Origin of the sequence: Mycobacterium kyogaense, from assembly GCF_003254575.1 — a bacterium.
Classification (GTDB): Bacteria; Actinomycetota; Actinomycetes; order Mycobacteriales; family Mycobacteriaceae; genus Mycobacterium; species Mycobacterium kyogaense.
In genome coordinates this window covers 39,173-60,451 of record NZ_QJUA01000025.1, presented here as the reverse complement: position 1 = coordinate 60,451, position 21,279 = coordinate 39,173, and the positions used below count along the sequence as shown (strand labels likewise).

General features: G+C 69.7%; 19 protein-coding genes and 1 pseudogene. 15 read left to right on the top strand and 5 right to left on the bottom strand.

All coding sequences use genetic code 11. The annotated features are described in order from the left end of the window. Positions 1-34: 34 nt before the first annotated feature. On the bottom strand, positions 35-277 hold the full coding sequence (locus DMB80_RS17335) for a hypothetical protein (protein WP_111510981.1): 243 nt from the start codon (positions 275-277) through the stop codon (positions 35-37). 149 nt (positions 278-426) lie between these two features. On the opposite strand from DMB80_RS17335, the gene DMB80_RS17330 reads away from it, so the two are divergent. The 12 genes and pseudogenes from DMB80_RS17330 (at position 427) to DMB80_RS17275 (ending at position 14,294) form a co-directional block, all read left to right on the top strand. Further along, complete coding sequence (locus tag DMB80_RS17330) at positions 427-1,131, top strand: response regulator transcription factor (RefSeq protein ID WP_046361413.1); 705 nt, start codon at positions 427-429, stop codon at positions 1,129-1,131. After that, the gene (locus tag DMB80_RS17325; RefSeq protein ID WP_111510980.1) at positions 1,109-2,689 is read left to right on the top strand and encodes a sensor histidine kinase; all 1,581 of its coding nucleotides are present in this window, start codon (positions 1,109-1,111) and stop codon (positions 2,687-2,689) included. Before DMB80_RS17330 ends, DMB80_RS17325 begins: the two co-directional genes overlap by 23 nt. A 97-nt stretch (positions 2,690-2,786) precedes the next feature. After that, positions 2,787-4,618, top strand: a pseudogene (locus DMB80_RS17320) (glycosyltransferase family 39 protein). 32 nt (positions 4,619-4,650) lie between these two features. Continuing rightward, the gene (locus DMB80_RS17315) at positions 4,651-5,928 is read left to right on the top strand and encodes a bifunctional glycosyltransferase family 2/GtrA family protein (protein ID WP_111511008.1); all 1,278 of its coding nucleotides are present in this window, start codon (positions 4,651-4,653) and stop codon (positions 5,926-5,928) included. Next, positions 5,925-7,841: an ArnT family glycosyltransferase gene (locus DMB80_RS17310; RefSeq protein ID WP_111510979.1), complete on the top strand. Its 1,917-nt coding sequence runs from the start codon at positions 5,925-5,927 to the stop codon at positions 7,839-7,841. The genes DMB80_RS17315 and DMB80_RS17310 overlap by 4 nt, the downstream gene beginning before the upstream one ends. 63 nt (positions 7,842-7,904) lie before the next feature. Then, complete coding sequence (locus tag DMB80_RS17305) at positions 7,905-8,396, top strand: beta-class carbonic anhydrase (RefSeq protein WP_111510978.1); 492 nt, start codon at positions 7,905-7,907, stop codon at positions 8,394-8,396. A 163-nt stretch (positions 8,397-8,559) separates the two neighbouring features. Continuing rightward, entirely contained in the window at positions 8,560-9,489 is a 930-nt protein-coding gene (cysD, locus tag DMB80_RS17300; protein WP_111510977.1) for a sulfate adenylyltransferase subunit CysD, read from the top strand. Between the two features lie 92 nt (positions 9,490-9,581). Beyond that, entirely contained in the window at positions 9,582-11,429 is a 1,848-nt protein-coding gene (gene cysN, locus DMB80_RS17295; protein WP_111510976.1) for a sulfate adenylyltransferase subunit CysN, read from the top strand. Further along, positions 11,426-12,166, top strand: a complete 741-nt coding sequence (locus tag DMB80_RS17290) for a 3'(2'),5'-bisphosphate nucleotidase CysQ (protein ID WP_111510975.1) — start codon at positions 11,426-11,428, stop codon at positions 12,164-12,166. Before cysN ends, DMB80_RS17290 begins: the two co-directional genes overlap by 4 nt. Before the next feature lie 9 nt (positions 12,167-12,175). Further along, positions 12,176-12,775 (top strand): cysteine hydrolase family protein, encoded by a 600-nt coding sequence (locus DMB80_RS17285; RefSeq protein ID WP_111510974.1) that lies wholly within the window; start codon positions 12,176-12,178, stop codon positions 12,773-12,775. Positions 12,776-12,783: 8 nt separating this feature from the next. Beyond that, positions 12,784-13,260 (top strand): Rrf2 family transcriptional regulator, encoded by a 477-nt coding sequence (locus DMB80_RS17280; RefSeq protein ID WP_046361358.1) that lies wholly within the window; start codon positions 12,784-12,786, stop codon positions 13,258-13,260. Between the two features lie 14 nt (positions 13,261-13,274). Next, the gene (locus DMB80_RS17275) at positions 13,275-14,294 is read left to right on the top strand and encodes a nitronate monooxygenase (protein ID WP_111511007.1); all 1,020 of its coding nucleotides are present in this window, start codon (positions 13,275-13,277) and stop codon (positions 14,292-14,294) included. Here DMB80_RS17275 and DMB80_RS17270 read toward each other — a convergent pair. The 3 genes from DMB80_RS17270 to DMB80_RS17260 are packed head-to-tail and all read right to left on the bottom strand — an operon-like array spanning position 14,291 to position 17,122. Further along, a complete protein-coding gene (locus tag DMB80_RS17270) occupies positions 14,291-15,163 on the bottom strand; it encodes a DUF4097 family beta strand repeat-containing protein (protein ID WP_111510973.1) in 873 nt (290 codons plus the stop codon). The genes DMB80_RS17275 and DMB80_RS17270 overlap by 4 nt on opposite strands. Before the next feature lie 34 nt (positions 15,164-15,197). Beyond that, positions 15,198-15,842 carry a response regulator transcription factor gene (locus tag DMB80_RS17265; RefSeq protein WP_111510972.1) on the bottom strand — a complete coding sequence of 215 codons (645 nt, stop codon included), beginning with the start codon at positions 15,840-15,842 and terminating at the stop codon, positions 15,198-15,200. Further along, on the bottom strand, positions 15,830-17,122 hold the full coding sequence (locus tag DMB80_RS17260; protein WP_162938585.1) for a sensor histidine kinase: 1,293 nt from the start codon (positions 17,120-17,122) through the stop codon (positions 15,830-15,832). Before DMB80_RS17260 ends, DMB80_RS17265 begins: the two co-directional genes overlap by 13 nt. Before the next feature lie 150 nt (positions 17,123-17,272). On the opposite strand from DMB80_RS17260, the gene DMB80_RS17255 reads away from it, so the two are divergent. From DMB80_RS17255 to DMB80_RS17245, 3 genes are read left to right on the top strand one after another with little or no spacing between them, the layout of a single operon-like run. Further along, a complete protein-coding gene (locus DMB80_RS17255; protein WP_111511005.1) occupies positions 17,273-17,995 on the top strand; it encodes a FadR/GntR family transcriptional regulator in 723 nt (240 codons plus the stop codon). After that, positions 17,992-18,660, top strand: a complete 669-nt coding sequence (locus DMB80_RS17250) for a sterol desaturase family protein (RefSeq protein WP_111510971.1) — start codon at positions 17,992-17,994, stop codon at positions 18,658-18,660. Before DMB80_RS17255 ends, DMB80_RS17250 begins: the two co-directional genes overlap by 4 nt. A gap of 43 nt (positions 18,661-18,703) precedes the next feature. After that, complete coding sequence (locus DMB80_RS17245) at positions 18,704-19,585, top strand: LLM class flavin-dependent oxidoreductase (RefSeq protein ID WP_111510970.1); 882 nt, start codon at positions 18,704-18,706, stop codon at positions 19,583-19,585. Here DMB80_RS17245 and DMB80_RS17240 read toward each other — a convergent pair. After that, positions 19,578-21,251 (bottom strand): NAD-binding protein, encoded by a 1,674-nt coding sequence (locus DMB80_RS17240; protein ID WP_111510969.1) that lies wholly within the window; start codon positions 21,249-21,251, stop codon positions 19,578-19,580. The genes DMB80_RS17245 and DMB80_RS17240 overlap by 8 nt on opposite strands. Between the last annotated feature and the right edge of the window lie 28 nt (positions 21,252-21,279).

The window sequence follows — 21,279 nt, the reverse complement described above, 5'->3', positions numbered from 1 at the left end:
CGGCGGGTCCGCCTCGGGGCTGCATCCGGACAGGCTATGAGATCGCGGCGCCTCCTGTGTGGCTGCGCTCCGGCGCGCCTTGTCCGGACATGTCGACCATGAACGGTCCGGGGAAATGTGCGTGACTGCGTGCGGCGTGGATCGCCGCGCCGCCCAGTCCGCCGATCACCGCCGCGATCGCGACCGCGGCAGCGATCTCGCGGGCCCGTCGTCGGCGCGGCTCCGGACCGGGGGCTGCCCACGTTCCGTTGTCGAGTGCGACTGGTGGTTCGGTCATGGCCCCAGGATGGCCGCCCCAGATGTGTGCCGGCTGTGTGTCTTCTTCACAGCGGGCGCATAGCTTTGACACAGCCCGGCCAAATCGTGCGTGCACATAATGGGGTCGTGACCTCACCTCCCAGCGAAACCGACGCCGCGCGGGTGGTGATGCGTCGCGCCGACGGCAGCCCGGTGCACGTGCTCGTCGTCGACGACGAACCGGTGCTGGCGGAGCTGGTGTCGATGGCGCTGCGCTACGAGGGGTGGGAGATCTCGACCGCCGGTGACGGCGCCACCGCGATCGCGACGGCACGGGAGAACCCACCCGACGTGGTCGTGCTCGACGTGATGCTGCCGGACATGAGTGGTCTGGACGTCCTGCATCGCCTCCGTGAACAGATCCCCGGGCTACCGCTGCTGCTGCTCACCGCCAAGGATTCGGTGGAGGACCGCATCGCCGGGCTGACCGCCGGCGGCGATGACTACGTCACCAAGCCGTTCAGCATCGAAGAGGTCGTGCTGCGGTTGCGAGCACTGCTGCGCCGCACCGGGGTGAGCACCGAGGCCGCCGGAGCGACGATCGTGGTCGGGGATCTGGTGCTCGACGAGGACAGCCACGAGGTGACCCGTGCGGGGGAGCCGATCACGCTGACCGCCACCGAGTTCGAGCTGCTGCGGTTCATGATGCGCAACGCCAAACGGGTGCTCAGCAAGGCACAGATCCTGGACCGGGTGTGGAGCTACGACTTCGGCGGACGGTCCAACATCGTCGAGTTGTACGTGTCGTATCTGCGCAAGAAGATCGACAGCGGCCGGGAGCCGATGATCCACACGCTGCGCGGCGCCGGGTATGTCCTCAAGCCCGCACGCTGACGGGGAGGCCGCCACGCGGGGCCGCGTCCTCGCACCCCGGACCTGGTCACTGCGCGTGCGGCTGGCCGTCACCCAGATGGTGCTGCTGGCCGTCGTCATCGCCGGCATCGGCGTCGCCACCGAGTTCGCGTTGCAGCGCTTCCTGTCTCACCAGCTCGACGAGCAACTCGTCGAGGCGGGCCGGCGGTCGGCGGCGATCTTCGACCTGCCGCCGCCCGTGTTCGTGCCAGGCAGCCCGGACTGGGAGGAGCGCCGGCGGTTCGACCCCGAGGTGGGGCCCGGTCCGGGGTTCCTCAATGCTCCCGGCCAGGCCACCCGCACCGTCGGCGCCGTCGTGACGCCCGGCCGCGACACCGACGCCGGGGTGATCACCGCCGACGGCGCCCGCGCGACGATCAGCGAGACCGCCACCGAGCAGCTCGCCGCTGTCCCGCCGGATCACATCCCGAGGACCGTCACTCTCGATGGGCTGGGCCGCTACCGCGTCATCGGGTTGCACGACCGCCGCGGCGGAGCCCAGACGATCGTCACCGGGCTGCCGACGGCGGTGGTCGACGACACCCTGCTGTGGGTGCTCGGCATGTTCTGTGTCGTCGCGCTGTTCGCCCTGATCGCCGCCGCGTTCGCGGGCATCGCGATCGTCCGGCGACAGCTGGCGCCGCTGTCCCGGGTGGCGTCGGCGGCACGCGACGTGGCCGACCTCGAGCTCGACCGTGGGGAGGTGAACCTGCCGACGCCGATCGTCGCGGTCGATCCGGATGCGGCACACACCGAGGTCGGCCGGCTCGGGTCGGCGCTGAACCGGATGCTCGACCGGATCGCCGGCGCGTTGTCGGCGCGGCACGACAGCGAAACCCGCATCCGCCAGTTCGTCGCCGACGCAAGCCATGAGCTGCGCACCCCGCTGGCCGCGATCCGCGGCTACACCGAGCTCGCGCAGCGCCGCCGCGCCGACCTGCCCGACGACGTCGCCCACGCGATGAACCGGGTGGAGTCCGAGACGCAACGGATGACGCGGTTGGTCGAGGACATGCTGTTGCTCGCCCGGCTGGATGCGGGCCGCCCGCTGGAGCGGGAGCCGGTGGATCTGACCCGGTTGGTCGTCGACGCGGTCAGCGACGCCCACGTCGCCGGACCCGACCACGAATGGGAGCTCGACCTACCCGACGAGCCGGTCGCGGTCCCCGGCGACGAGGCGCGGCTGCACCAGGTGCTGGCCAATCTGCTGGCCAACGCGCGCATCCACACGCCGCCGGGCACCACGGTGACGACGTCTCTGGCTGCTGCGGGTAACGACGTGGTGCTGACCGTCGTCGACGACGGTCCGGGTATTCCGGACTCGCTGCAGCCGGAGGTGTTCGAACGTTTTGCGCGGGGCGATTCCTCACGCTCCCGCCGCGGCGGCAGCACCGGTCTGGGCCTGGCGATCGTGTCTGCTGTGGTGCGTGCCCACGACGGCACGATCGCGGTCCGCAGCGTCCCCGGCCGCACGGAGTTCGTCGTGACCCTTCCTGTGAATTCACAGCCAAGGCACAGCGGGGACCAATCGGGCGCCTAGCGGGGCCGAACATGATCGAACGGTGACCGTGCTGACGTCGGGGCCCGAAGCTGCGCCTGACCCCGGCGAGCAGACACGAACTGGACTCTTTCGCGGCGTGTTCACTCGACTTCGCGTCTGCTCGCCGGGGCTGGTGGTGCTCCTTCTCAGCACCGCCGTGCTGTATCTGTGGAACCTCGGTGCCTCCGGGTGGGCCAACACGTTCTACGCCGCCGCGGTGCAAGCGGGATCGAGCGACCCGACCGCGATGCTGTTCGGCTCCAGTGACGCCGCCAACGCGATCACCGTCGACAAGACCCCGGCGGCGCTGTGGGTGATGGACCTCTCGGCGCGGGCATTCGGCTTCTCGCCGTGGAGCATGCTGGTGCCGCAGGCCCTCATGGGGGTGGCCGCCGTCGGCGTGCTCTACGCGTCGGTGCGCCGCGCGGCCGGACCCGATGCCGCCCTGCTCGCCGGCTGGATACTCGCGCTGACTCCGGTCGCCGCGCTGATGTTCCGGTTCAACAACCCCGACGCGCTTCTGGTGCTGATGCTGGTGCTGCTGCGTACTGCACGCAGCGGGCCTGTGAGGAGGACGCGAGCAGGTGGTGGCTGGTCGCGGCGGGCGTGGCCGTCGGCGTCGGGTTTCTCGCCAAGATGTTGCAGGCACTGCTGGTGCTCCCCGCCTTCGCCGCGGCCTACCTGGTGGCCGGACCGTCAACGCTGCGCCGACGAGTGCTCGACCTCGCGCTCGCCGCGGGTGCGGTCGTGGTGTCGGCCGGCTGGTACATCGCGCTCGTCGAACTGTGGCCGGCCGATGCGCGACCGTACATCGGTGGCTCGCAGCACAACAGCATCCTCGAATTGACGTTGGGCTACAACGGCTTCGGCAGGCTCACCGGCAACGAGACAGGAGGCCTGGGCAACCTCAACCACGACGTCGGCTGGGGACGGCTGTTCGGGTTCTCGATGGGCGCCGACATCGGTTGGCTCCTGCCTGCCGCGCTCGTCTGCACCGTCGCCGGCCTCGTGCTGACCCGCCGCGCGCCCCGCACCGATCCCACCCGGGCCGCGCTGATCCTGTGGGGCGGGTGGCTCGCCGTCACCGCTGTCGTGTTCAGCTACATGAACGGAATCGTCCACCCGTACTACACCGTGGCACTTGCTCCCGCGATCGCCGCGAGCGTCGGCATCGGCGCAACTCTGTTGTGGCGCAGTCGACGAGATCCGCGTGCGGTGAGTGCGATGGCCGCCACCGTCGTGGTGACGGTGCTCCTGGCCGCGCAGTTGTTGTCGCGTGAGGCGGACTGGTTGCCGTGGTTGCGGATCGTGATCGTGATCGCAGGCGTGGGCGGTGCGGCGCTGATCCTCGCGAACTCGCGGCTGGGTCCGCGCGCGAGCCTGGCCGTCGCCGGCGTGGCCCTCGCGTGCTGCCTCGCGGCGCCCGCCGCGTACACGGTGGTCACCGCCGCGACCCCGCACTCCGGTGCCATCCCATCGGTCGGGCCCGCACGCACCGGCGGCTTCGGCTTCCCCGGCGGCGGTTTCCCCGGCGGTGGTCTGCTGAGCTCCCCGACCCCGCGCCCGGACCTCACCAGGGTGCTCGCCGCCGACGCCGATCAGTTCACCTGGGCTGCAGCCGTCGTCGGCTCCAACAACGCCGCGGGCTACCAACTCGCGATCGATGCGCCGGTGATGGCGATCGGCGGATTCAACGGCACCGACCCGTCGCCGACGTTGGCGCAGTTCGTCGACGACGTCGCTGCCGGGCGCATCCACTACTTCGTCTCCGGCCGCCTGATGACCATGGGCCGGGCGCCGGCCAGCGGATCCCAGGAGTCGGTGGCAATTCGCGACTGGGTGGCCGCGAACTTCGTCGCGGAGACCGTCGACGGCACGGTGATCTACGACCTGACCGAGTCACAGCCGGCACATAGCTCCAGCCAATGATGAGCACACCTAAGCAGCACAAGATGAACACCATGACATGCACCGACATCGTGACCGAGACGGGTTCTGGCCGAATCCCCGGTGAGCGCCGACCCCACGCCGCCCGCATCGCGCGCACCACCGGGGCGCCGGTGCTCGACGTCGTCGTCCCGGTCTACAACGAGCAGGCCGTCCTGGCCGAGTCGGTGCACCGGTTGCACCGGTACCTGCGTGACGCGGTGCCTTTCCCGGCGCGCATCACCATCGCCGACAACGCCAGCACCGACGACACACCCCGCATCGCCGCGCGACTGGCCACCGAGCTGAGCGACGTCCGCGTGGTACGCCTCGAAGAGAAGGGGCGGGGCCGGGCACTGCACCACGTGTGGTCGACGTCCGATGCGGCGGTGCTCGTCTACACCGACGTCGACCTGTCGACCGATCTCGCCGCGCTCGGACCCCTCGTGGCACCGCTGATCTCCGGTCACTCCGACCTCGCGATCGGCACCCGGCTGGCGCGCGGTGCACACGTCACCCGCGGGCCGAAGCGCGAGATCATCTCCCGCTGCTACAACTTCATCCTCAAATCGACGCTGTCGGCCCGATTCTCCGACGCCCAGTGCGGGTTCAAGGCCATCCGGGCCGATGTGGCCGCCCGGCTGCTGCCCCACGTCGAGGACACCGGCTGGTTCTTCGACACCGAACTGCTGGTGCTCGCCGAGCGCAGCGGACTGCGAATCCACGAGGTCCCCGTCGACTGGGTGGACGACCCGGACAGCCGCGTCGACATCGTCGCCACGGCCGCGGCCGACCTACGTGGCATCGGGCGCCTGCTGCGCGGGTTCGCCAGCGGCGCGATCCCCGTGAACTTGATTGCCGCGCAATTGAGTTCGTCGCGGGAGGCGGCACCCCGATCACTGCTGCGCCAGGTGGTTCGTTTCGGGGCGATCGGGCTCGCCTCGACACTGGCCTATATCGCTCTGTTCGTGCTGCTACAGAACGACATCGGCGCCCAGTTGGCCAACCTGGTGGCCCTGCTGGTCACCGCGATCGGCAACACCGCGGCCAACCGGCGCTTCACCTTCGGGGTGCAGGGTCAGTCCGGGCTGGCCCGCCACCACGTCGAGGGTCTCCTCGTGTTCGGTATCGCGTTGGGCATCACCAGCGGATCGCTGAGCGTGCTCCACGCCGCGTCCGCAGAGCCGAACCACGTGGTCGAACTCGTCGTGTTGATCGCGGCCAATCTGCTCGCCACCGTGGTTCGCTTCGTCCTGCTGCGCGGCTGGGTGTTCCATCCGCGCCGCACCGCCACCGAAGGGATCGCCCGATGACTCTCACCGACGACACCTCGGTCATGGCTGCGCCGGTGCCGCCGCGCGAGCCGGCCACGCGCTGGCCCCGTTTCGCGCTCGCTGGCCTGCTGGCCGCCACCGCGGTGCTCTACCTGTGGGGGCTGGGCTCCGCGGGGTGGGCCAACGACTTCTACGCCGCCGCCGCGCAGGCCGGTACCCAGAACTGGAAGGCATGGCTGTTCGCGTCCCTGGATTCGGGCAACGCGATCACCGTCGACAAGCCGCCCGTCTCGATCTGGTTCATGGCACTGTCCGGCAGGCTCTTCGGCTTCACCCCCTTCACGATGCTGCTGCCGCAGGCCCTGATGGGTGTTGCTTCGGTGGGCGTGCTCTATGCCGCGGTGCGCCGGGTCAGCGGGCCGGGGGCGGGTCTGATCGCCGGCGCCGCGCTGGCTGCGATGCCGGTCGCGGCGTCGATGTTCCGCTACAACAATCCCGACGCGCTGCTGGTACTGCTGGTCGTCGTGGCGGCCTACCTGATGGTGCGTGCCATCGAGACCGGACGCACCCGCTGGGTGGTGGGTACCGGAGTGGTCCTGGGCGTGGCGTTCCTGACCAAGATGCTGCAGGCCTTCCTCGTGGTGCCCGGGCTGGCGCTCGCGTTCCTGGTCGCCGCGCCGATCGCGTTCTGGCCGCGGGTCCGCGCAATGATCGCCGGTGGGGTCGCCATGGTGGCGACGGCCGGGCCGTTCTTGGCGCTGGTGGATCTGTGGCCGGCCGATTCCCGGCCCTACATCGGCGGGTCCACCGACAACTCGCTGCTGCAGCTCGCGCTGGGCTACAACGGGATTCAGCGGATCGCCGGCCGGGGCGAAGGCCCCGGCACGGGCCATGGTCCGGGAGGCGGCCCGGGTGGGGGGCCGGGAGGCGAAGCGCACGTGTTCTTCGGCGGCACCCCAGGCATCGGCCGGATGTTCGGTCCGTCGTTCGCGGCTGAGGTGTCCTGGCTCCTGCCCGCGGCGCTGATCGGGTTGGCGGCGCTGCTGTGGCTGACCCGGCGCGCCGAGCGCACGTCGCCCCTGCGGGCGAGCCTGCTGCTGTGGGGCGGTTGGATGCTGGTGACCGCTGCCGTGTTCAGCTTCATGGACGGCACCATCCACCCGTACTACACGCTGGCGCTGGCGCCGGCCGTCGCCGCCCTGGTCGGCATCTGCACGGTCGAGCTGTGGCGGGACAGGCACTCCGTCGCGGCGCGGGCAGTGCTGGCGGTGATGTCGGCGGGTACCGGAGTGTGGGCGTTCGTCCTCCTCGGCCGGGCGCACGGATGGCAGCCGTGGCTCCGTTGGGTGGTGCTGATCGGGTTGCTCGCCGTCGCTGCGCTGTTGGTGGCGGGTGTGCAGCGATGGGGTCGGTTCGCTGCGGCCGTGGCCGGTGCCGCGCTGATTCTCGGGGCTGCCGCACCCGCGGCTTATGCGATCGAGACGGCCGCGCATCCGGCGAAGGGGCCAGGCGCCATGGCGGGCCCGGCGGCCGCACACGCCGACCTCGGCGGGTTCGGTGGGTTCGGTGGGCCCGGTGGGCCCGGTGGCCCAGGAGGGCCCGAGCGGGCATCGGACAACGTCGCACTCCAGGATCTGGTGAGAGCGACCGACAATCGTTGGGCCGCAGCCACTGTCGGCTCGATGACGGCGGGCAGCCTGGAGCTGAGCACCGGCACGTCGGTGATGGCGATCGGCGGCTTCATGGGCAGCGACCCGTCGCCGACGTTGGCGCAATTCCAGCAGTACGTCGACGACGGTCAGGTGCGCTACTTCATCGCCGAGCAGCACCGTGGCCCCGGCGGCGGCCCCCGCCCTGACAGCGGGGAAGCGGCAGAGATCACGGCGTGGGTGGCGAAGAACTTCACTGCGCGCGACGTGGGCGGCGCCACGGTGTACGACCTCGCGCGCTGACGCGTTGCGCGCTGGCTGATTCTTATCCGTGACAGATCGGGGCTTCGTCTCTACGGTCGCGCCATGTCGGTGACAGACGAGTACCTGAAGAACAACGAGGAGTACGCGAAGACGTTCTCGGGGCCGCTGCCGCTCCCTCCCAGCAAGCACGTCGCCGTCGTCGCCTGCATGGACGCGCGCCTGGACGCGTACCGCATCCTCGGGCTGGCTGACGGAGAGGCGCATGTGATCCGCAACGCCGGCGGTGTCGTCACCGACGACGAGATCCGCTCCCTGGCGATCAGCCAGCGCTTGCTCGGTACTCGGGAGATCATCCTGATCCACCACACCGACTGCGGCATGCTGACGTTCACCGACGACGAGTTCAAGCGCGACATCCAGGAGGAGACCGGCATCAAGCCGGAGTGGGCCGCCGAGTCGTTCGGCGATCTCGACGAGGACGTCCGGCAGTCCCTGCGCCGCATCGACGCCAGCCCGTTCGTCACCAAGCACGAATCACTGCGCGGCTTCGTCTTCGACGTCGCGACCGGCAGGCTCTCGGAAATCACCCTGTAGCCGCCCCGACCGTGGGGGTTGTGTACGCCCGCCGCCTGTTTCGCGTGCACAACCCCCACGCTCGCGTCCTCGACGCCCACCGTTGACACGCGCCGACCCGGCGATTACATTCCCCGATGATGATCGTAATTCCGGTCAAATCTACCAACTTTGCAGGGAAACCATGACGACGACCGAAGACACCGCGGTCAACGCGGGGCGCTACGAGCTGAGCCACCTGCGTGCGCTGGAGGCCGAAGCCATCCACATCATCAGGGAGGTGGCCGCCGAGTTCGAGCGGCCGGTGCTGCTGTTCTCCGGCGGCAAGGACTCCATCGTGATGCTGCACCTGGCGCTCAAGGCGTTCGCACCCGGGCGGCTGCCGTTCCCGGTGATGCACGTCGACACCGGCCACAACTTCGACGAGGTGCTGCAGGCCCGCGACGACCTGGTCGCTCAGTCGGGTGTGCGCCTGGTGGTGGCCAGTGTGCAGGAGGACATCGACGCCGGCCGAGTGGTCGAGACGATCCCGTCACGCAATCCGATGCAGACGTTCACGCTGCTGCGGGCCATCCGGGAGAACAAGTTCGACGCCGCGTTCGGTGGGGCGCGCCGCGACGAGGAGAAGGCGCGCGCCAAGGAGCGGGTGTTCAGCTTCCGCGACGAGTTCGGCCAGTGGGACCCGAAGAACCAGCGACCCGAGTTGTGGAACCTCTACAACGGCCGGCACCGCAAGGGCGAGCACATCCGGGCCTTCCCGCTGTCGAACTGGACCGAGTTCGACATCTGGTCCTACATCGGCGCCGAGAAGATCGCGCTGCCGTCGATCTACTACGCGCATCAGCGCAAGGTGTTCGAGCGCGACGGCATGCTGCTCGCGGTGCACAAGTTCCTGCAGCCGCGCAAGGAGGAGCAGGTGATCGAGAAGACGGTGCGGTTCCGCACCGTCGGCGACGTCACCTGCACCGGCTGCGTCGAGTCGACGGCCGCGACGGTCAGTGAGGTCATCGCCGAGACCGCGGTGTCGCGACTGACCGAGCGGGGCGCGACGCGCGCCGACGACCGCATTTCGGAGGCGGGGATGGAAGACCGCAAGCGCGAGGGGTATTTCTGAGATGGGGCGAGCGAAGCGACGGGGAATTGACGTGGGGCGAGCGAAGCGACGGGGAATCGACGTGGGGCGAGCGAAGCGACGGGGGAAATAGCATGGCGACCACACTGCTGCGTATCGCGACCGCTGGATCGGTCGACGACGGGAAGTCCACGCTGATCGGCCGGCTGCTCTACGACAGCAAGGCCGTGATGGAGGATCAGCTCGCCGCCGTGGAGCGCACCTCCAAGGAGCGCGGTCACGACTACACCGACCTGGCTCTGGTGACCGACGGGCTGCGCGCCGAGCGTGAGCAGGGCATCACGATCGACGTGGCCTATCGCTATTTCGCCACGGCCAAGCGGAAATTCATCATCGCCGACACGCCGGGCCACATCCAGTACACCCGCAACATGGTGACCGGTGTGTCGACCGCGCAACTGGCGATCGTCCTCGTCGACGCCCGCCACGGTCTGCTCGAGCAGTCCCGCCGTCACGCGTTCCTGGCCTCGCTGCTCGGCATCCGGCACATCGTGCTCGCGGTCAACAAGATGGATCTCGTCGGCTGGGACCAGGAGCGGTTCGAGCAGATCCGCGACGAGTTCTACGAGTTCGCCGCGCGTCTGGACGTCCAGGACGTCACCACGATCCCGCTGTCGGCGCTCAACGGCGACAACGTCGTCACCAAATCCGATGTCACGCCGTGGTACGACGGGCCGGCGCTGCTGAGCCATCTCGAGGACGTGTACATCGCCGGTGACCGCAACCTGGTCGACGTGCGGTTCCCGGTGCAGTACGTGATCCGGCCGCAGACCCACGAGCACGCCGACCACCGCAGCTATGCCGGCACCGTCGCCAGCGGCGTCATGCGTCCCGGCGACGAGGTGGTCGTGCTGCCGACCGGCAAGACCTCCCGCATCACGGCCATCGAGGGCCCGGGCGGCCCTGTGCAGGAAGCGTTTCCGCCGATGGCGGTGTCGGTGAGCCTGGCCGACGACATCGACATCAGCCGCGGCGATCTGATCGCCCGGCCGAACAATCAGCCGCGGGTGACGCAGGAGTTCGACGCCACGGTCTGTTGGATGGCTGACGAGGTGTCCTTGGAGCCGGGTCGCGACTATCTGATCAAGCACACGACGCGCACCACCCGGGTCAGGGTGACAGCGCTGGACTACCGGCTCGATGTCAACACGCTGCACCGCGACAAGACGGCGACTGCGTTGAAACTCAACGAGCTGGGCCGGGTGTCGCTGCGCAGCCAGGTGCCGCTGTTGTTGGACGAGTACAGCCGCAACGCGGCGACGGGCTCGTTCATCCTGATCGATCCGAACACGAACGGCACGGTCGCGGCGGGCATGATCCTGCCGTATGTGACGGCGCGGACGTCGAGCCCCAACACGGTGCGCCACCAGTCGCTGTGCACCTCCGAGGACCGGCTGTCCAAGGGGCGCACGGTGTGGTTCACCGGCCTGTCCGGTTCCGGCAAGTCGTCGGTGGCCATGCTGGTGGAGCAGAAGCTGCTCGAAAAGGGCGTGCCGGCTTATGTTCTCGACGGGGACAACCTGCGGCACGGGCTGAACGCGGACCTCGGCTTCTCGATGGCCGACCGCGCCGAGAACCAGCGCCGACTCGCGCACATCGCGGCGATCCTCGCCGACTCCGGCCAGGTGGTACTCGTGCCTGCGATCAGCCCGCTCGAAGAGCACCGCGCGCTGGCCCGGCAGGTGACCACGGCGGCCGGCCTGGACTTCTTCGAGGTGTTCATGGACACTCCGCTCGAGGATTGTGAGCGCCGCGATCCGAAGGGCTTGTACGCCAAGGCCCGTGCCGGTGAGATCACCCATTTCACGGGCATCGACAGCCCCTATCAACGACCGAAGGATCCCGACTTGCAGCTCACCCCGGACGAACCTCTCGACGGACTCGCCGATCAGGTGATCGAGCTGCTGGAGAGCAGGCCATGACCGAATCCGACCACGAGGTCGCCGCGCGCCTGGCCACCGAAGCCGGTGCCCTGCTCCTCGACGTGCGCGCCGAGTTCGCCGACGCCGATGCATCAGAGCGGAAAGCCGCGGGGGACAAGCGGTCCCACGACTTCCTGATGGAGGCGCTGGCCGCTGTGCGGCCCGACGACGCGGTCCTCTCCGAGGAGGGCGTCGACGACCCGGTGCGGCTGTCCGCCGAGCGGGTGTGGATCGTCGACCCGCTCGACGGAACCCGGGAGTTCTCCGAGGCTGGGCGGTCCGACTGGGCGGTGCACGTCGCGCTGTGGCAGGCGGGGGAACTCGTCGCCGGGGCCGTGGCGCTGCCCGCGCAGGGAGTCACCCTGGCCACGCCGACGGTGCCGGCACCCCCGGCGCAGCCCGGCGCCCCGAGGATCGTCGTCTCGCGTACCCGGCCGCCGGCGATAGCCCTGGAGGTCAAGGATGCGCTCGAGGGCACACTCGTCGAAATGGGTTCGGCCGGCGCCAAGGTCGCCTCGGTGGTGCAGGGTGTCTCCGATGTGTACGTGCATGCCGGCGGGCAGTACGAGTGGGATTCGGCCGCACCGGTCGCGGTGGCTCGCGCAGCGGGGCTGCACACCTCCCGCATCGACGGTTCGCCGCTGATCTACAACCAGCGGGACTCCAAGCTGCCCGACCTCATCGTGTGCCGGCCCGAGCTCGCTGATGCGGTGCTGGCGGTGACGGCCCGACGGTAGGCTGCGGAGATGGCCGAACCCAACACACTGCGCGCCCTGTCGGGGCTGCCGCTCGAGCCTGCCCGTCTCGGTGAATCGGTGCTGGTGCTGATCGACTGTCAGAACACCTACACCGAAGGGGTGTTGGAGCTCGACGGGGTGCAGGCCGCCCTCGACGAGGCCGCGGTGCTGCTCGAGCGTGCGCGCTCGGCGGGTGCCCCGGTCATCCACGTCCAGCACGACGACGGTCCCGGCTCGCTGTACGACATCAACGGGCACACCGGCGCGATCGTCGACCGGGTCGCCCCGCTGGAGACCGAGCCGATCGTGGTGAAGAACTACCCGAATGCGTTCGTGCAGACCGAGTTGCAGGACAGGCTCGCCTCGCTGGGCGTGCAGAATCTCGTACTCGCCGGCTTCATGACGCACATGTGCGTGAACTCGACGGCCCGTGGAGCGTTCAACCTGGGCTATGCGCCGACGGTGGTGGCCAACGCGACCGCGACTCGCGCGTTGCCGGGGGTCGATCGAGAGCCGGTGTCGGCGTCGGCAATTCAGGCCGCGAGCCTGGCGGCGATCGCCGACCTGTTCGCGGTGGTCGTGCCCGACGCCGCCGATATCCCCGGATAGGCCCGCGTATGCGGATGTCGGCGAAGGCGGAGTACGCGATCCGCGCGATGGTCGAGCTGGCGACCGCCGACGAGGGCGCGCTGGTCAAGACCGAGGATCTGGCCAAAGCGCAGGGCATTCCGGCGCAGTTCCTGGTCGACATCCTGTCCGATCTGCGCACCGATCGGCTGGTGCGCAGCCACCGGGGCCGCGACGGCGGATACGAACTCGCGCGCTGTGCCACCGATATCAGCATCGCCGACGTGCTGCGGTGTATCGACGGGCCGCTCGCCAGTGTCCGTGACATCGGGCTCGGCGATCTGCCCTATAGCGGACCGACTGCTGCGCTGACCGATGTCTGGCGGGCGCTGCGCGCCAGCATGCGATCGGTTCTGGAGACCACCAGCCTCGCCGATGTCGCGGCGGGCGCGCTCTCCGACCACGTCCGCAGCCTGGCCGACGATTACCGCGCGCAGGAGGAGCAGCGCGGCCGCGCCGTCACCTGACCCGAGGAGTGCTGATGGCCTTCGACTTTCGTGATCTCACCGCACCGGTGTCGGTGGCTCCGATGGCGGGTGGACCGTCGACGCCCGAACTGGCCGCAGCCGGCACCAACGCCGGTGGACTGGGTTTCGTCGCGGCGGGCTATCTCGGCGCCGACGCCTTCGCCGACCGGCTGGGTGCGGCGAGGCGGTTGGCGTCCGGGCCGATCGGCGCGAATCTCTTCGTGCCAGGCCCCGATACGGGCAGCCCGGAGATCGTCGAGCGGTACGCCGTGCAGCTGGCGCCCGATGCCGAGCGGTACGGCGCCGCGGTCGGAACTCCGCGCATCGACGACGATGCCTGGCAGGGCAAGCTCGAGGTTCTGCTCGACCTGCGGCCGGCGGTGGCGTCCTTCACGTTCGGGCTGCCCACCGTCGAGGAGATCGCTCGGCTCCGCGGCGCGGGCATCACCGTCGCGGGGACGGTGACCACGGTGGCCGAGGGTCGCGCGGCCGCCGATCGCGGCGTCGACGTGCTGGTGGCGCAGGGACCGGCCGCCGGTGGACACCGCGGCACCTTCGATTCGCAGGCGCGCCCCGCCGAACAGTCCCTCGACGATCTGCTGGCTTCGATCGTCACCACGCTCGATCTGCCCGTGGTCGCGGCGGGTGGTCTGATGACCGCGGCGGACATCGCGCGGGTTCGCCGCGCCGGTGCGGTGGCCGCGCAGCTGGGCACCGCGTTCCTGCTCGCTGACGAAGCGCGAAGCAGCCCGGTACACCGGGCCGCGCTGGTGAGTCCGGAGTTCACCGAAACGGTTGTGACCAAGGCGTTCTCGGGACGGTTCGCGCGAGGTCTACGCAACCGCTTCGTCGACGATCACGACGCGCAGGCACCGCTGGCCTACCCGCAGGTGCACTATCTGACCGGCCCGCTGCGGGCGGCCGCGGTGCGGGCCGGCGATCCGCACGGCACCAACATCTGGGCCGGCACCGGGTTCCGTCTCGCCGAACCGGGGCCCGTCGCCGCGATCATCGAGAAGCTCACCGGCGGCTAGCGCAGCTCGTCGACCGTCACGTCGCCGGTCTCGGACCGCACGCTCACGGTGGACGCGGCGCCGCCCGGATCACGGGTCTGCGGTACGCGCACCACGGTGGAGCCCCAGGATTGGCCCGTCGTCGCGTCGACGACGTACGGTCCCGGCGGCGGCAGAGCGACCGTGACGTCGCCGTTCTCGGTCGTGGCGGCCAGCGTCTTCGGTGCGCCGGAGAACTCGACGTCGATGTCGCCGGACTGGGTGGTGGCCGTGAAGTTCTCCGACACCGACATCGCGGCGCGGGTGCTGATATCCCCGTTCTGCGCGGTGATGTCGACGTCACGTGCGGCGCCGCCGAGGACGACCGCGCCGTCGCGGGTGCGGGCTACCAGTGAGTCGATATCGGCCTCGAGCATCACCACGCCGGTGTCCTGCTGGGTGGTCACCGTGGTGCGGCGGGCCTGATCCTGGGGAAGCACCACCGTGATCTGCGATGCGCGGCCCCAGTTGAGCAGCGCGGACGGCTCGGCGTCGATCGTCACCCGGGCCGACGTGCCGTCGGCGGCGACGGAGAGCGGATCCGAGCCTGCACGAACGGAATTGACCATTCGCATGTCGACGCGCGGGGTCGTCGCCTCCCGATCGGAGCTGATCCGCACGATGACGGGGACGGAGCCGGTGTCGATGGTCACCGAGCGCAGCGTGGCGGGTAGCGCGGCGCTGTCGGCGACGACCCGGAACGAGCTGACGCCCCAGGCGGTGACGCCCAGTGAGGCCACCGTTCCGACGACGAGAACCGACGCGGCAACGATGAGGAGCGACCGGATCGCCGTGCGGCCTCCGGGAGACATGGCAGGTGGCGGAGTGGGTGGGGTGAGGACGGTGGTCATGCGGGAGTCCTTTCGCGAGTTCAGGAGTCGGGCTTCACGATTCGAGATAGCGCAGCACCGCGAGGACGCGCCGGTTACCGCTGTCGTCGGGAGCCAGGCCGAGCTTGGCGAAGATCGAGGCGATGTGCTTCTCGGCCGAGCCGACCGAGATGTGCAGTGCGGTGGCGATCGCCGAATTGGTTCTGCCCTCCGCCATCAGCTGCAAGACCTCGTGTTCGCGCGGGGTCAGCGCGTCCAGCGCATTGCGGCGGTGGGAGCGAACGAGGATCTGCGACACCACGTCCGGGTCCAGCACGGTGCCGCCGGCGCCGACCACGGCCACGGCGTCGAGGAAGGCGGGCACGTCGGCCACCCGGTCCTTGAGCAGGTAACCGAACCCGCGGGTGTCCGAGGCGATCAGGTCGGCGGCGTACCGCTCCTCGACGTAGTGCGAGAGCACCAGCACCGGGGACTCCGGGTTTTGGCTGCGCAGCAGCGCCGCGGCGCGGATGCCCTCGTCGGTGAAGGTGGGCGGCATCCGGACGTCGAGGATGGCGAGCTCCGGCCGGGTGTCGTTGACCAGGCGGAGCAGGTTGGTCGCGTCGGGCACCCCGGCCACCACGTCGTGACCGGCGTCGGTGAGGATGCGCTCGATGCCTGCCCGCAGCAGAGCGGAGTCCTCGGCGATCACGATCCGCATGGCAGCACCGCGGTGATGATCGTCGGACCGGTGACCGGGCTGGACACCGTGAACGTGCCGCGGGCCGCGCGCACCCGTTCGTCGAGACCACGCAGACCCGTGGCGTTCTCGTCGCCGGTGATCTGCGCTCCGCCGCATCCGTCGTCGAACACGGTGACGTGCAGTTGCTGGGCGGTCTCGTCGAGGCGGACGGTCACGGCGGCCTGGTTGGCCGAGGCGTGCCGGGTGACATTGGTCAGGGCTTCGGCGACGACGAAGTACGCGCACGCCTCGACCTCGTCCGGCAGGCGGCGAGGGAGGTGCACACTCAGTGTGGTCGGCACTCCGGATGTCGACGCGCGCTGCACCACCGCAGAGAGCGCGGCGTCGAGGCCACGGTCGGCCAGGATCGTCGGGGCGATACCGCGGACCACGTTGCGCAGTTCGACCAGCGCGCTCTTCGCCTCGTCGTGAGCCTCGGCGATCAGCGCCTTGGCTGCGGGCAGGTCTGAGTCGAGTTTGGTCTGCGCCAGGCCGATCGTCATGGCGAGCGACACCAGGCGCGGTTGCACGCCGTCGTGGAGATCGCGTTCGATGCGGTGGCGTTCGGTCTGTGCGGAGGTGACCGCGCCCTGCCGCGCGTCGGCCAATGCACTGACCTGGTACTGCAGGTGTGCCGTCGGCGACGGCGTGAGCAGCCAGCGGTCGATCGTGGCGTCGAGGGCGGGGGCGTAGACGAGGAGCAGGCCCGCTGCCGCGAGCGCCACCACGGCCAGCAGGAACGCCACCGGTGTGGGCAGGAACGACAGGCCCGCGTCGGCGTCACTGTTCCCGATCGCGATCGCGGCGGCCGGCGCGAGGAAGGCGAACACCAGCAGCGCTACCGCGAGGCCGGTGGCCAGGATGTCGTAGGTCATGCGCAGGTAGTGATGGGCCGCCGCTTTCCAGAACCTGGAGCTGCCCAGGTCGAGCAGGATCTGGTGGGCCCACCGCTGGAAACCGCTGTGCGGCGAGAGTCGACGCGGCGGAATGGCGATGCCCATCCCGAACACCGCCTCGCTGCGCACCCGCTCGACGCGCTCGACACCCCGCATCAGATAGGTGAACACCACGGCGGCGAGGACGAAGCCGATCACGCTCGGGATCGAGGAGATACCGATGATCAACAGCGTCAACGGTATCCAGAACCAGACGGTGGCGATCGCGGCGCCGGTGATCATGGAGGCGGTCGGCACCACACCGAGAGTGGAGGTGCGGCCAACCGGCGGTGGTGTCGCGATGTCAGGTGCGGGCTCGATCATCGTGGCAGCTGGTGCGGTCATGATCTTCAACCTAGGGATCGCGGCGGGACGACGGTACGGCGTTTTCCCGCCAGTCCGGCGGGGGATAACCCCCGGGGACACTGGTATGACCACTTGACCTCCTGGCCGACAGGGTGCACAGTGGGCGGCATGGTGCTTCGTCCGGTGAACCGCCGTTCGGTCCCCGAAGACGTCTTCGACCAGATCGTCGCCGACGTGCTGAGCGGCGAGATGCAGCCCGGGGAAGCCTTGCCCAGCGAGCGGCGGCTCGCCGAGGTACTCGGTGTCTCGCGTCCGGCGATACGCGAGGCGCTCAAGCGCCTCGCCGCCGCTGGTCTGGTGGAGGTGCGCCAGGGCGACGCCACCACGGTGCGCGACTTCCGGCGCACCGCCGGCCTCGACCTGCTCCCCACGTTGTTGATGCGCGGCGGCGACCTGGACCTCGACGTCGTGCGCAGCATCCTGGAGACACGGCTGCACAACGGCCCGAAGGTCGCCGAACTCGCCGCCCAACGCGGCGGACCCGGCGCGCGCGAGAGCCTCGACCGGGCCCTGGCCGCGCTGGCTGCCGAGCCCGATCCCGTTGCCGCGCAACGGTATGCGCTCGATTTCTGGGATCACGTCGTCGACTGCGCCGAATCGATCGCATTCCGGCTGATGTTCAACACGCTGCGTGCCACCTACGAGCCCGTGCTGCCCGCGCTCGCCGCCGTGATGGCAGCCGAGGTGGAGCGCATCGACGACTACCGCGCGCTGGCCGACGCCGTGATCGGCGGGGACGCCGACGCGGCCCGTGCGGCCGCGCAACGGTTGCTCGAACCTGCGACAACCGCCCTGCTCACCGCCCTGGCCGATCTGGAGGAGAAGCAATGACCAGCGCACCCGTCCGTGCCACCCGCCGGCAGTTCACACTCGGCGACGCCGCGCGCGAGTTCTGGCGCCACCCGTCCCCGTGGTTGATCAGCGCGACGCTGGCCGTCGCGGTCACCGTCCGGCTCTGGATGGGTGAGTGGAGCTGGACCGACGCCGTGGTGCCACTGGTGATGCTCGCCGTGTTCCCGTTCTTCGAATGGGTTGTCCACGTGTGCATCCTGCACTGGAAGCCCCGCCGGATCGCCGGCCTGCGGATCGACTCGCTGCTGGCCCGCAAGCATCGCGAGCACCATGTCGACCCGCGGCAGGTCGCGCTGATCTTCATCCCGTGGCCGGCACTGCTGTGGGTGTTGCCGGTATCGGTCGCGATCGCGCTGCTGGCCTTTCCGCGCACCGCCCTGGGACTGACGTTCCTGGCGTTCCTGACGGTGCTGGGCCTGTGTTACGAGTGGTGTCACTACCTGGTGCACAGCGATTACAAGCCGAAAACCGCTGCGTTCCGGGCGGTGTGGCGCAATCACCGGCAACACCACTTCAAGAACGAGCACTTCTGGTTCACAGTCACCAGCGCAGGCACCGCGGACCGCGTGTTGGGCACCTACCCGGACCCCGCCGCGGTCGAGACGTCACCGACCGCCAAGAACCTGCACGGCCAGCCCGCGTAGGAGGCGACCGCGCGCATGTCAGAATCGCGGCGTGCGTATCGGGATGACGATGCCGGTGATGGAACCCGACCTGGACAGTGCGACGCTGCGGGCATGGGCGCGACTGGTCGACGAGGGCCCGTTCTCGTCGCTGTGCTGGGGTGAGCGGATCGCGTTCGACAACCCGGAGAGCCTGACGCTGCTGGGGGCGCTGGCCGCCTGGACGGACCGGGTCCGGCTGGTGACCACGGTGGTGATTCCGCAGTTGCACGACCCGGTCATGCTGGCCAAGGCGTTGGCCACCGGCGACCTGCTCGCCGACGGTCGATTGACGGTCGGGATCGGGGTCGGGGGGCGGCACGAGGACTACCGCGCGGTCGGCGCGGACCCGGCGACTCAGACGATGCGCCAGCTGGCCGATCGGGTCGCGGTCATGCGCCGGGTGTGGGCGGGGGAGAACGTCACAGACGCGACGCTGCCGGTGGGGCCACCGCCCGTGCAATCCGGCGGACCCGAATTGCTGGTCGGCACAACGGGTCCGAAGACACTGCGCCATGCGTCGGGGTGGGCTGCCGGCCTCGCGGGCATCAGTCTGGACCTGAACACCGCGTCGCAGAACGAGCTGTTCGACGTCGCGCGCGCTGCGTGGCGGGAGGCCGGCAAGCCGGCGCCTCATCTGGCCACGTCGTTCTGGTTCGCGATCGGTGAGGGAACCGCGCCGCGCGAGCAGGTGCATCATCATCTGCGGCGCTACATGAACTGGATACCGGCCGAGATCGTCGACGCGATGGCCCCGACGACGGGCTGGGCCGGTACGCAGGACGAATTGCGTGCTGTGCTCGGCCGATTCGCCGACATCGGCACCGACGAGATCCATCTGATCCCGACCAGTACCGACATGGATCAGCTGCGCCAGGTGTCCGAAGTGGTGTCGGACCTCAGCTAGGCACCGGGGCGCCGGCGGGCGACCGGCCACGGCCCTTGCTCAAGGTGGCGAGCAGTTCCCGGTAGGGGCCGACCAGGTATGCGGTGTCGCCGGCCCGCAGCTGCGAATCGCGCCGCGGGTGCAAGACGCGCGTGCCGTCGCTGCCGACGATGGCGATCACCCGAGTGTGCGTCGACAGCTCCGCCATCCGGATGCCGTCGAGTTCGCTTCCGGGGTCCACGCGGACGCCACCGACCATGAACGACGCCTGCCCCACCGAGAACGTGCCGAACACGGTGAGGCCCAGCGCCGCCCCGATGAACCACGGGGCCGCCAGCTCGACGGTCGAGAGCACGTTGTCGAAGCCGAACCGGTGCGCCACCGCCGCGCCGAGTGCTCGATCGAAGACCCGCAGGACCACCGGCACACCATGGCGGTCTTTGAGGCGTTCGCGGGAGACGATGGCGGTCTCGATGTTCACCACGTCGGCGTCGGTGAGGACCGCGACCGCCCTGGCGTCGTCGATGCGGGCGGCTTCCAGCGTCGAGGGCAGGGTGGCGTCACCGAAGATCACTGGGATGCCGCGGTCGGCGGCAGCCGACAGGTAGCGATTCTCGTCGTTGAGTTCGATCACCGCGACATCGTGGCCGGCGGCCTTGAGGTCGGAGGCCACCCGGATGCCGAACGATCCCAGGCCCACGACGATCATGTGGCGCTGCAGTTCGCGGACCTTGCGCCGGCCGGCCGAGTAGGCCAGGCGCCGCGACAGCAGGAGATCGGCGACGAACGCCATGAGCACCGCGGTGGTGGTGATGCCGGCGAACATCAGCACGATGCTGAACAGGCGCAGCCACGTCGGCTGATCGCTGAAGCTGAAGTCGCCGTATCCGACGGTCGCGATGGTCTCGGTGGAGAAGTAGAGCGCATCGACGAAGCTCATGCCTGGTCTGTCGTAGGAGAACCACAGCAGGATCGTCGAGAAGGCGAGCAGGCTCAGTGACACCGACAGTGCGCGATAGAAATTCGGGTTGACGTCCTCGCGAAAAGCACGCGCCGCGTTCATGACTCGGGTCATCGGGGAGCGGCGTGGGCGGGCCTGGACAGTGGTGTCCGGTTCGTCGAGCTGTCCGGCGGTGCCGATCATGGCCACCCAGTCACCCTCGTCGACGTGCAGGTCGCGTCCGGGGCACGCGACCACCGCCCCCGGTGTCGAACCTCGGTCGCCGTGCACGACTGCCACCGGGGCGAGGTCACCGTAGATTTCCCGCAACGTGCCGGCCCGCGGCATCGCCTCGCCGGACACCACGAAGTGGAGGTCTCCCGCCGCGATCGTGTGCGTCGTTCGGGCCAGGCACCGCTCCACCACGGACGGGGCGGCGAGATCGGCGACGTCGAGCACGGCTCCCGGGCCGTTGCCGACGGCCATCGCCTCCCGCAGCACCGTGTTGGCCAGACGCGCCACCACCCGCACCGTCGGGCTGACACGGCGCGCCAGCAACGCGATCTCGAGGTTGTCCGCGTCATCGGGGCCCGCGCACACGACCGCAGAGGCGGTGTCGACACCGGCGGCGGTGAGCTGATCCGGTCCGTCGATCACCGTCACCGTGATGCCGGCGCCGCGCAACTCCTCGGCGATGCGCATCGCCAGAGCGTCGCCACCGCTGACGATGGTGTGGCTGCCGACCATTGCAGCAGGGTACGCAATACGGCGCTGA

Excerpts from the sequence above, each read along its gene's own strand:
- DMB80_RS17335 (WP_111510981.1), bottom strand. The coding sequence starts at position 277 with ATGACCGAACCACCAGTCGCACTCGACAACGGAACGTGGGCAGCCCCC.
- DMB80_RS17330 (WP_046361413.1), top strand. The coding sequence starts at position 427 with ATGCGTCGCGCCGACGGCAGCCCGGTGCACGTGCTCGTCGTCGACGAC.
- DMB80_RS17325 (WP_111510980.1), top strand. The coding sequence starts at position 1,109 with ATGTCCTCAAGCCCGCACGCTGACGGGGAGGCCGCCACGCGGGGCCGC.
- DMB80_RS17315 (WP_111511008.1), top strand. The coding sequence starts at position 4,651 with ATGACATGCACCGACATCGTGACCGAGACGGGTTCTGGCCGAATCCCC.
- DMB80_RS17310 (WP_111510979.1), top strand. The coding sequence starts at position 5,925 with ATGACTCTCACCGACGACACCTCGGTCATGGCTGCGCCGGTGCCGCCG.
- DMB80_RS17305 (WP_111510978.1), top strand. The coding sequence starts at position 7,905 with ATGTCGGTGACAGACGAGTACCTGAAGAACAACGAGGAGTACGCGAAG.
- cysD (WP_111510977.1), top strand. The coding sequence starts at position 8,560 with ATGACGACGACCGAAGACACCGCGGTCAACGCGGGGCGCTACGAGCTG.
- cysN (WP_111510976.1), top strand. The coding sequence starts at position 9,582 with ATGGCGACCACACTGCTGCGTATCGCGACCGCTGGATCGGTCGACGAC.
- DMB80_RS17290 (WP_111510975.1), top strand. The coding sequence starts at position 11,426 with ATGACCGAATCCGACCACGAGGTCGCCGCGCGCCTGGCCACCGAAGCC.
- DMB80_RS17285 (WP_111510974.1), top strand. The coding sequence starts at position 12,176 with ATGGCCGAACCCAACACACTGCGCGCCCTGTCGGGGCTGCCGCTCGAG.
- DMB80_RS17280 (WP_046361358.1), top strand. The coding sequence starts at position 12,784 with ATGCGGATGTCGGCGAAGGCGGAGTACGCGATCCGCGCGATGGTCGAG.
- DMB80_RS17275 (WP_111511007.1), top strand. The coding sequence starts at position 13,275 with ATGGCCTTCGACTTTCGTGATCTCACCGCACCGGTGTCGGTGGCTCCG.
- DMB80_RS17270 (WP_111510973.1), bottom strand. The coding sequence starts at position 15,163 with ATGACCACCGTCCTCACCCCACCCACTCCGCCACCTGCCATGTCTCCC.
- DMB80_RS17265 (WP_111510972.1), bottom strand. The coding sequence starts at position 15,842 with ATGCGGATCGTGATCGCCGAGGACTCCGCTCTGCTGCGGGCAGGCATC.
- DMB80_RS17260 (WP_162938585.1), bottom strand. The coding sequence starts at position 17,122 with ATGATCGAGCCCGCACCTGACATCGCGACACCACCGCCGGTTGGCCGC.
- DMB80_RS17255 (WP_111511005.1), top strand. The coding sequence starts at position 17,273 with ATGGTGCTTCGTCCGGTGAACCGCCGTTCGGTCCCCGAAGACGTCTTC.
- DMB80_RS17250 (WP_111510971.1), top strand. The coding sequence starts at position 17,992 with ATGACCAGCGCACCCGTCCGTGCCACCCGCCGGCAGTTCACACTCGGC.
- DMB80_RS17245 (WP_111510970.1), top strand. The coding sequence starts at position 18,704 with ATGACGATGCCGGTGATGGAACCCGACCTGGACAGTGCGACGCTGCGG.
- DMB80_RS17240 (WP_111510969.1), bottom strand. The coding sequence starts at position 21,251 with ATGGTCGGCAGCCACACCATCGTCAGCGGTGGCGACGCTCTGGCGATG.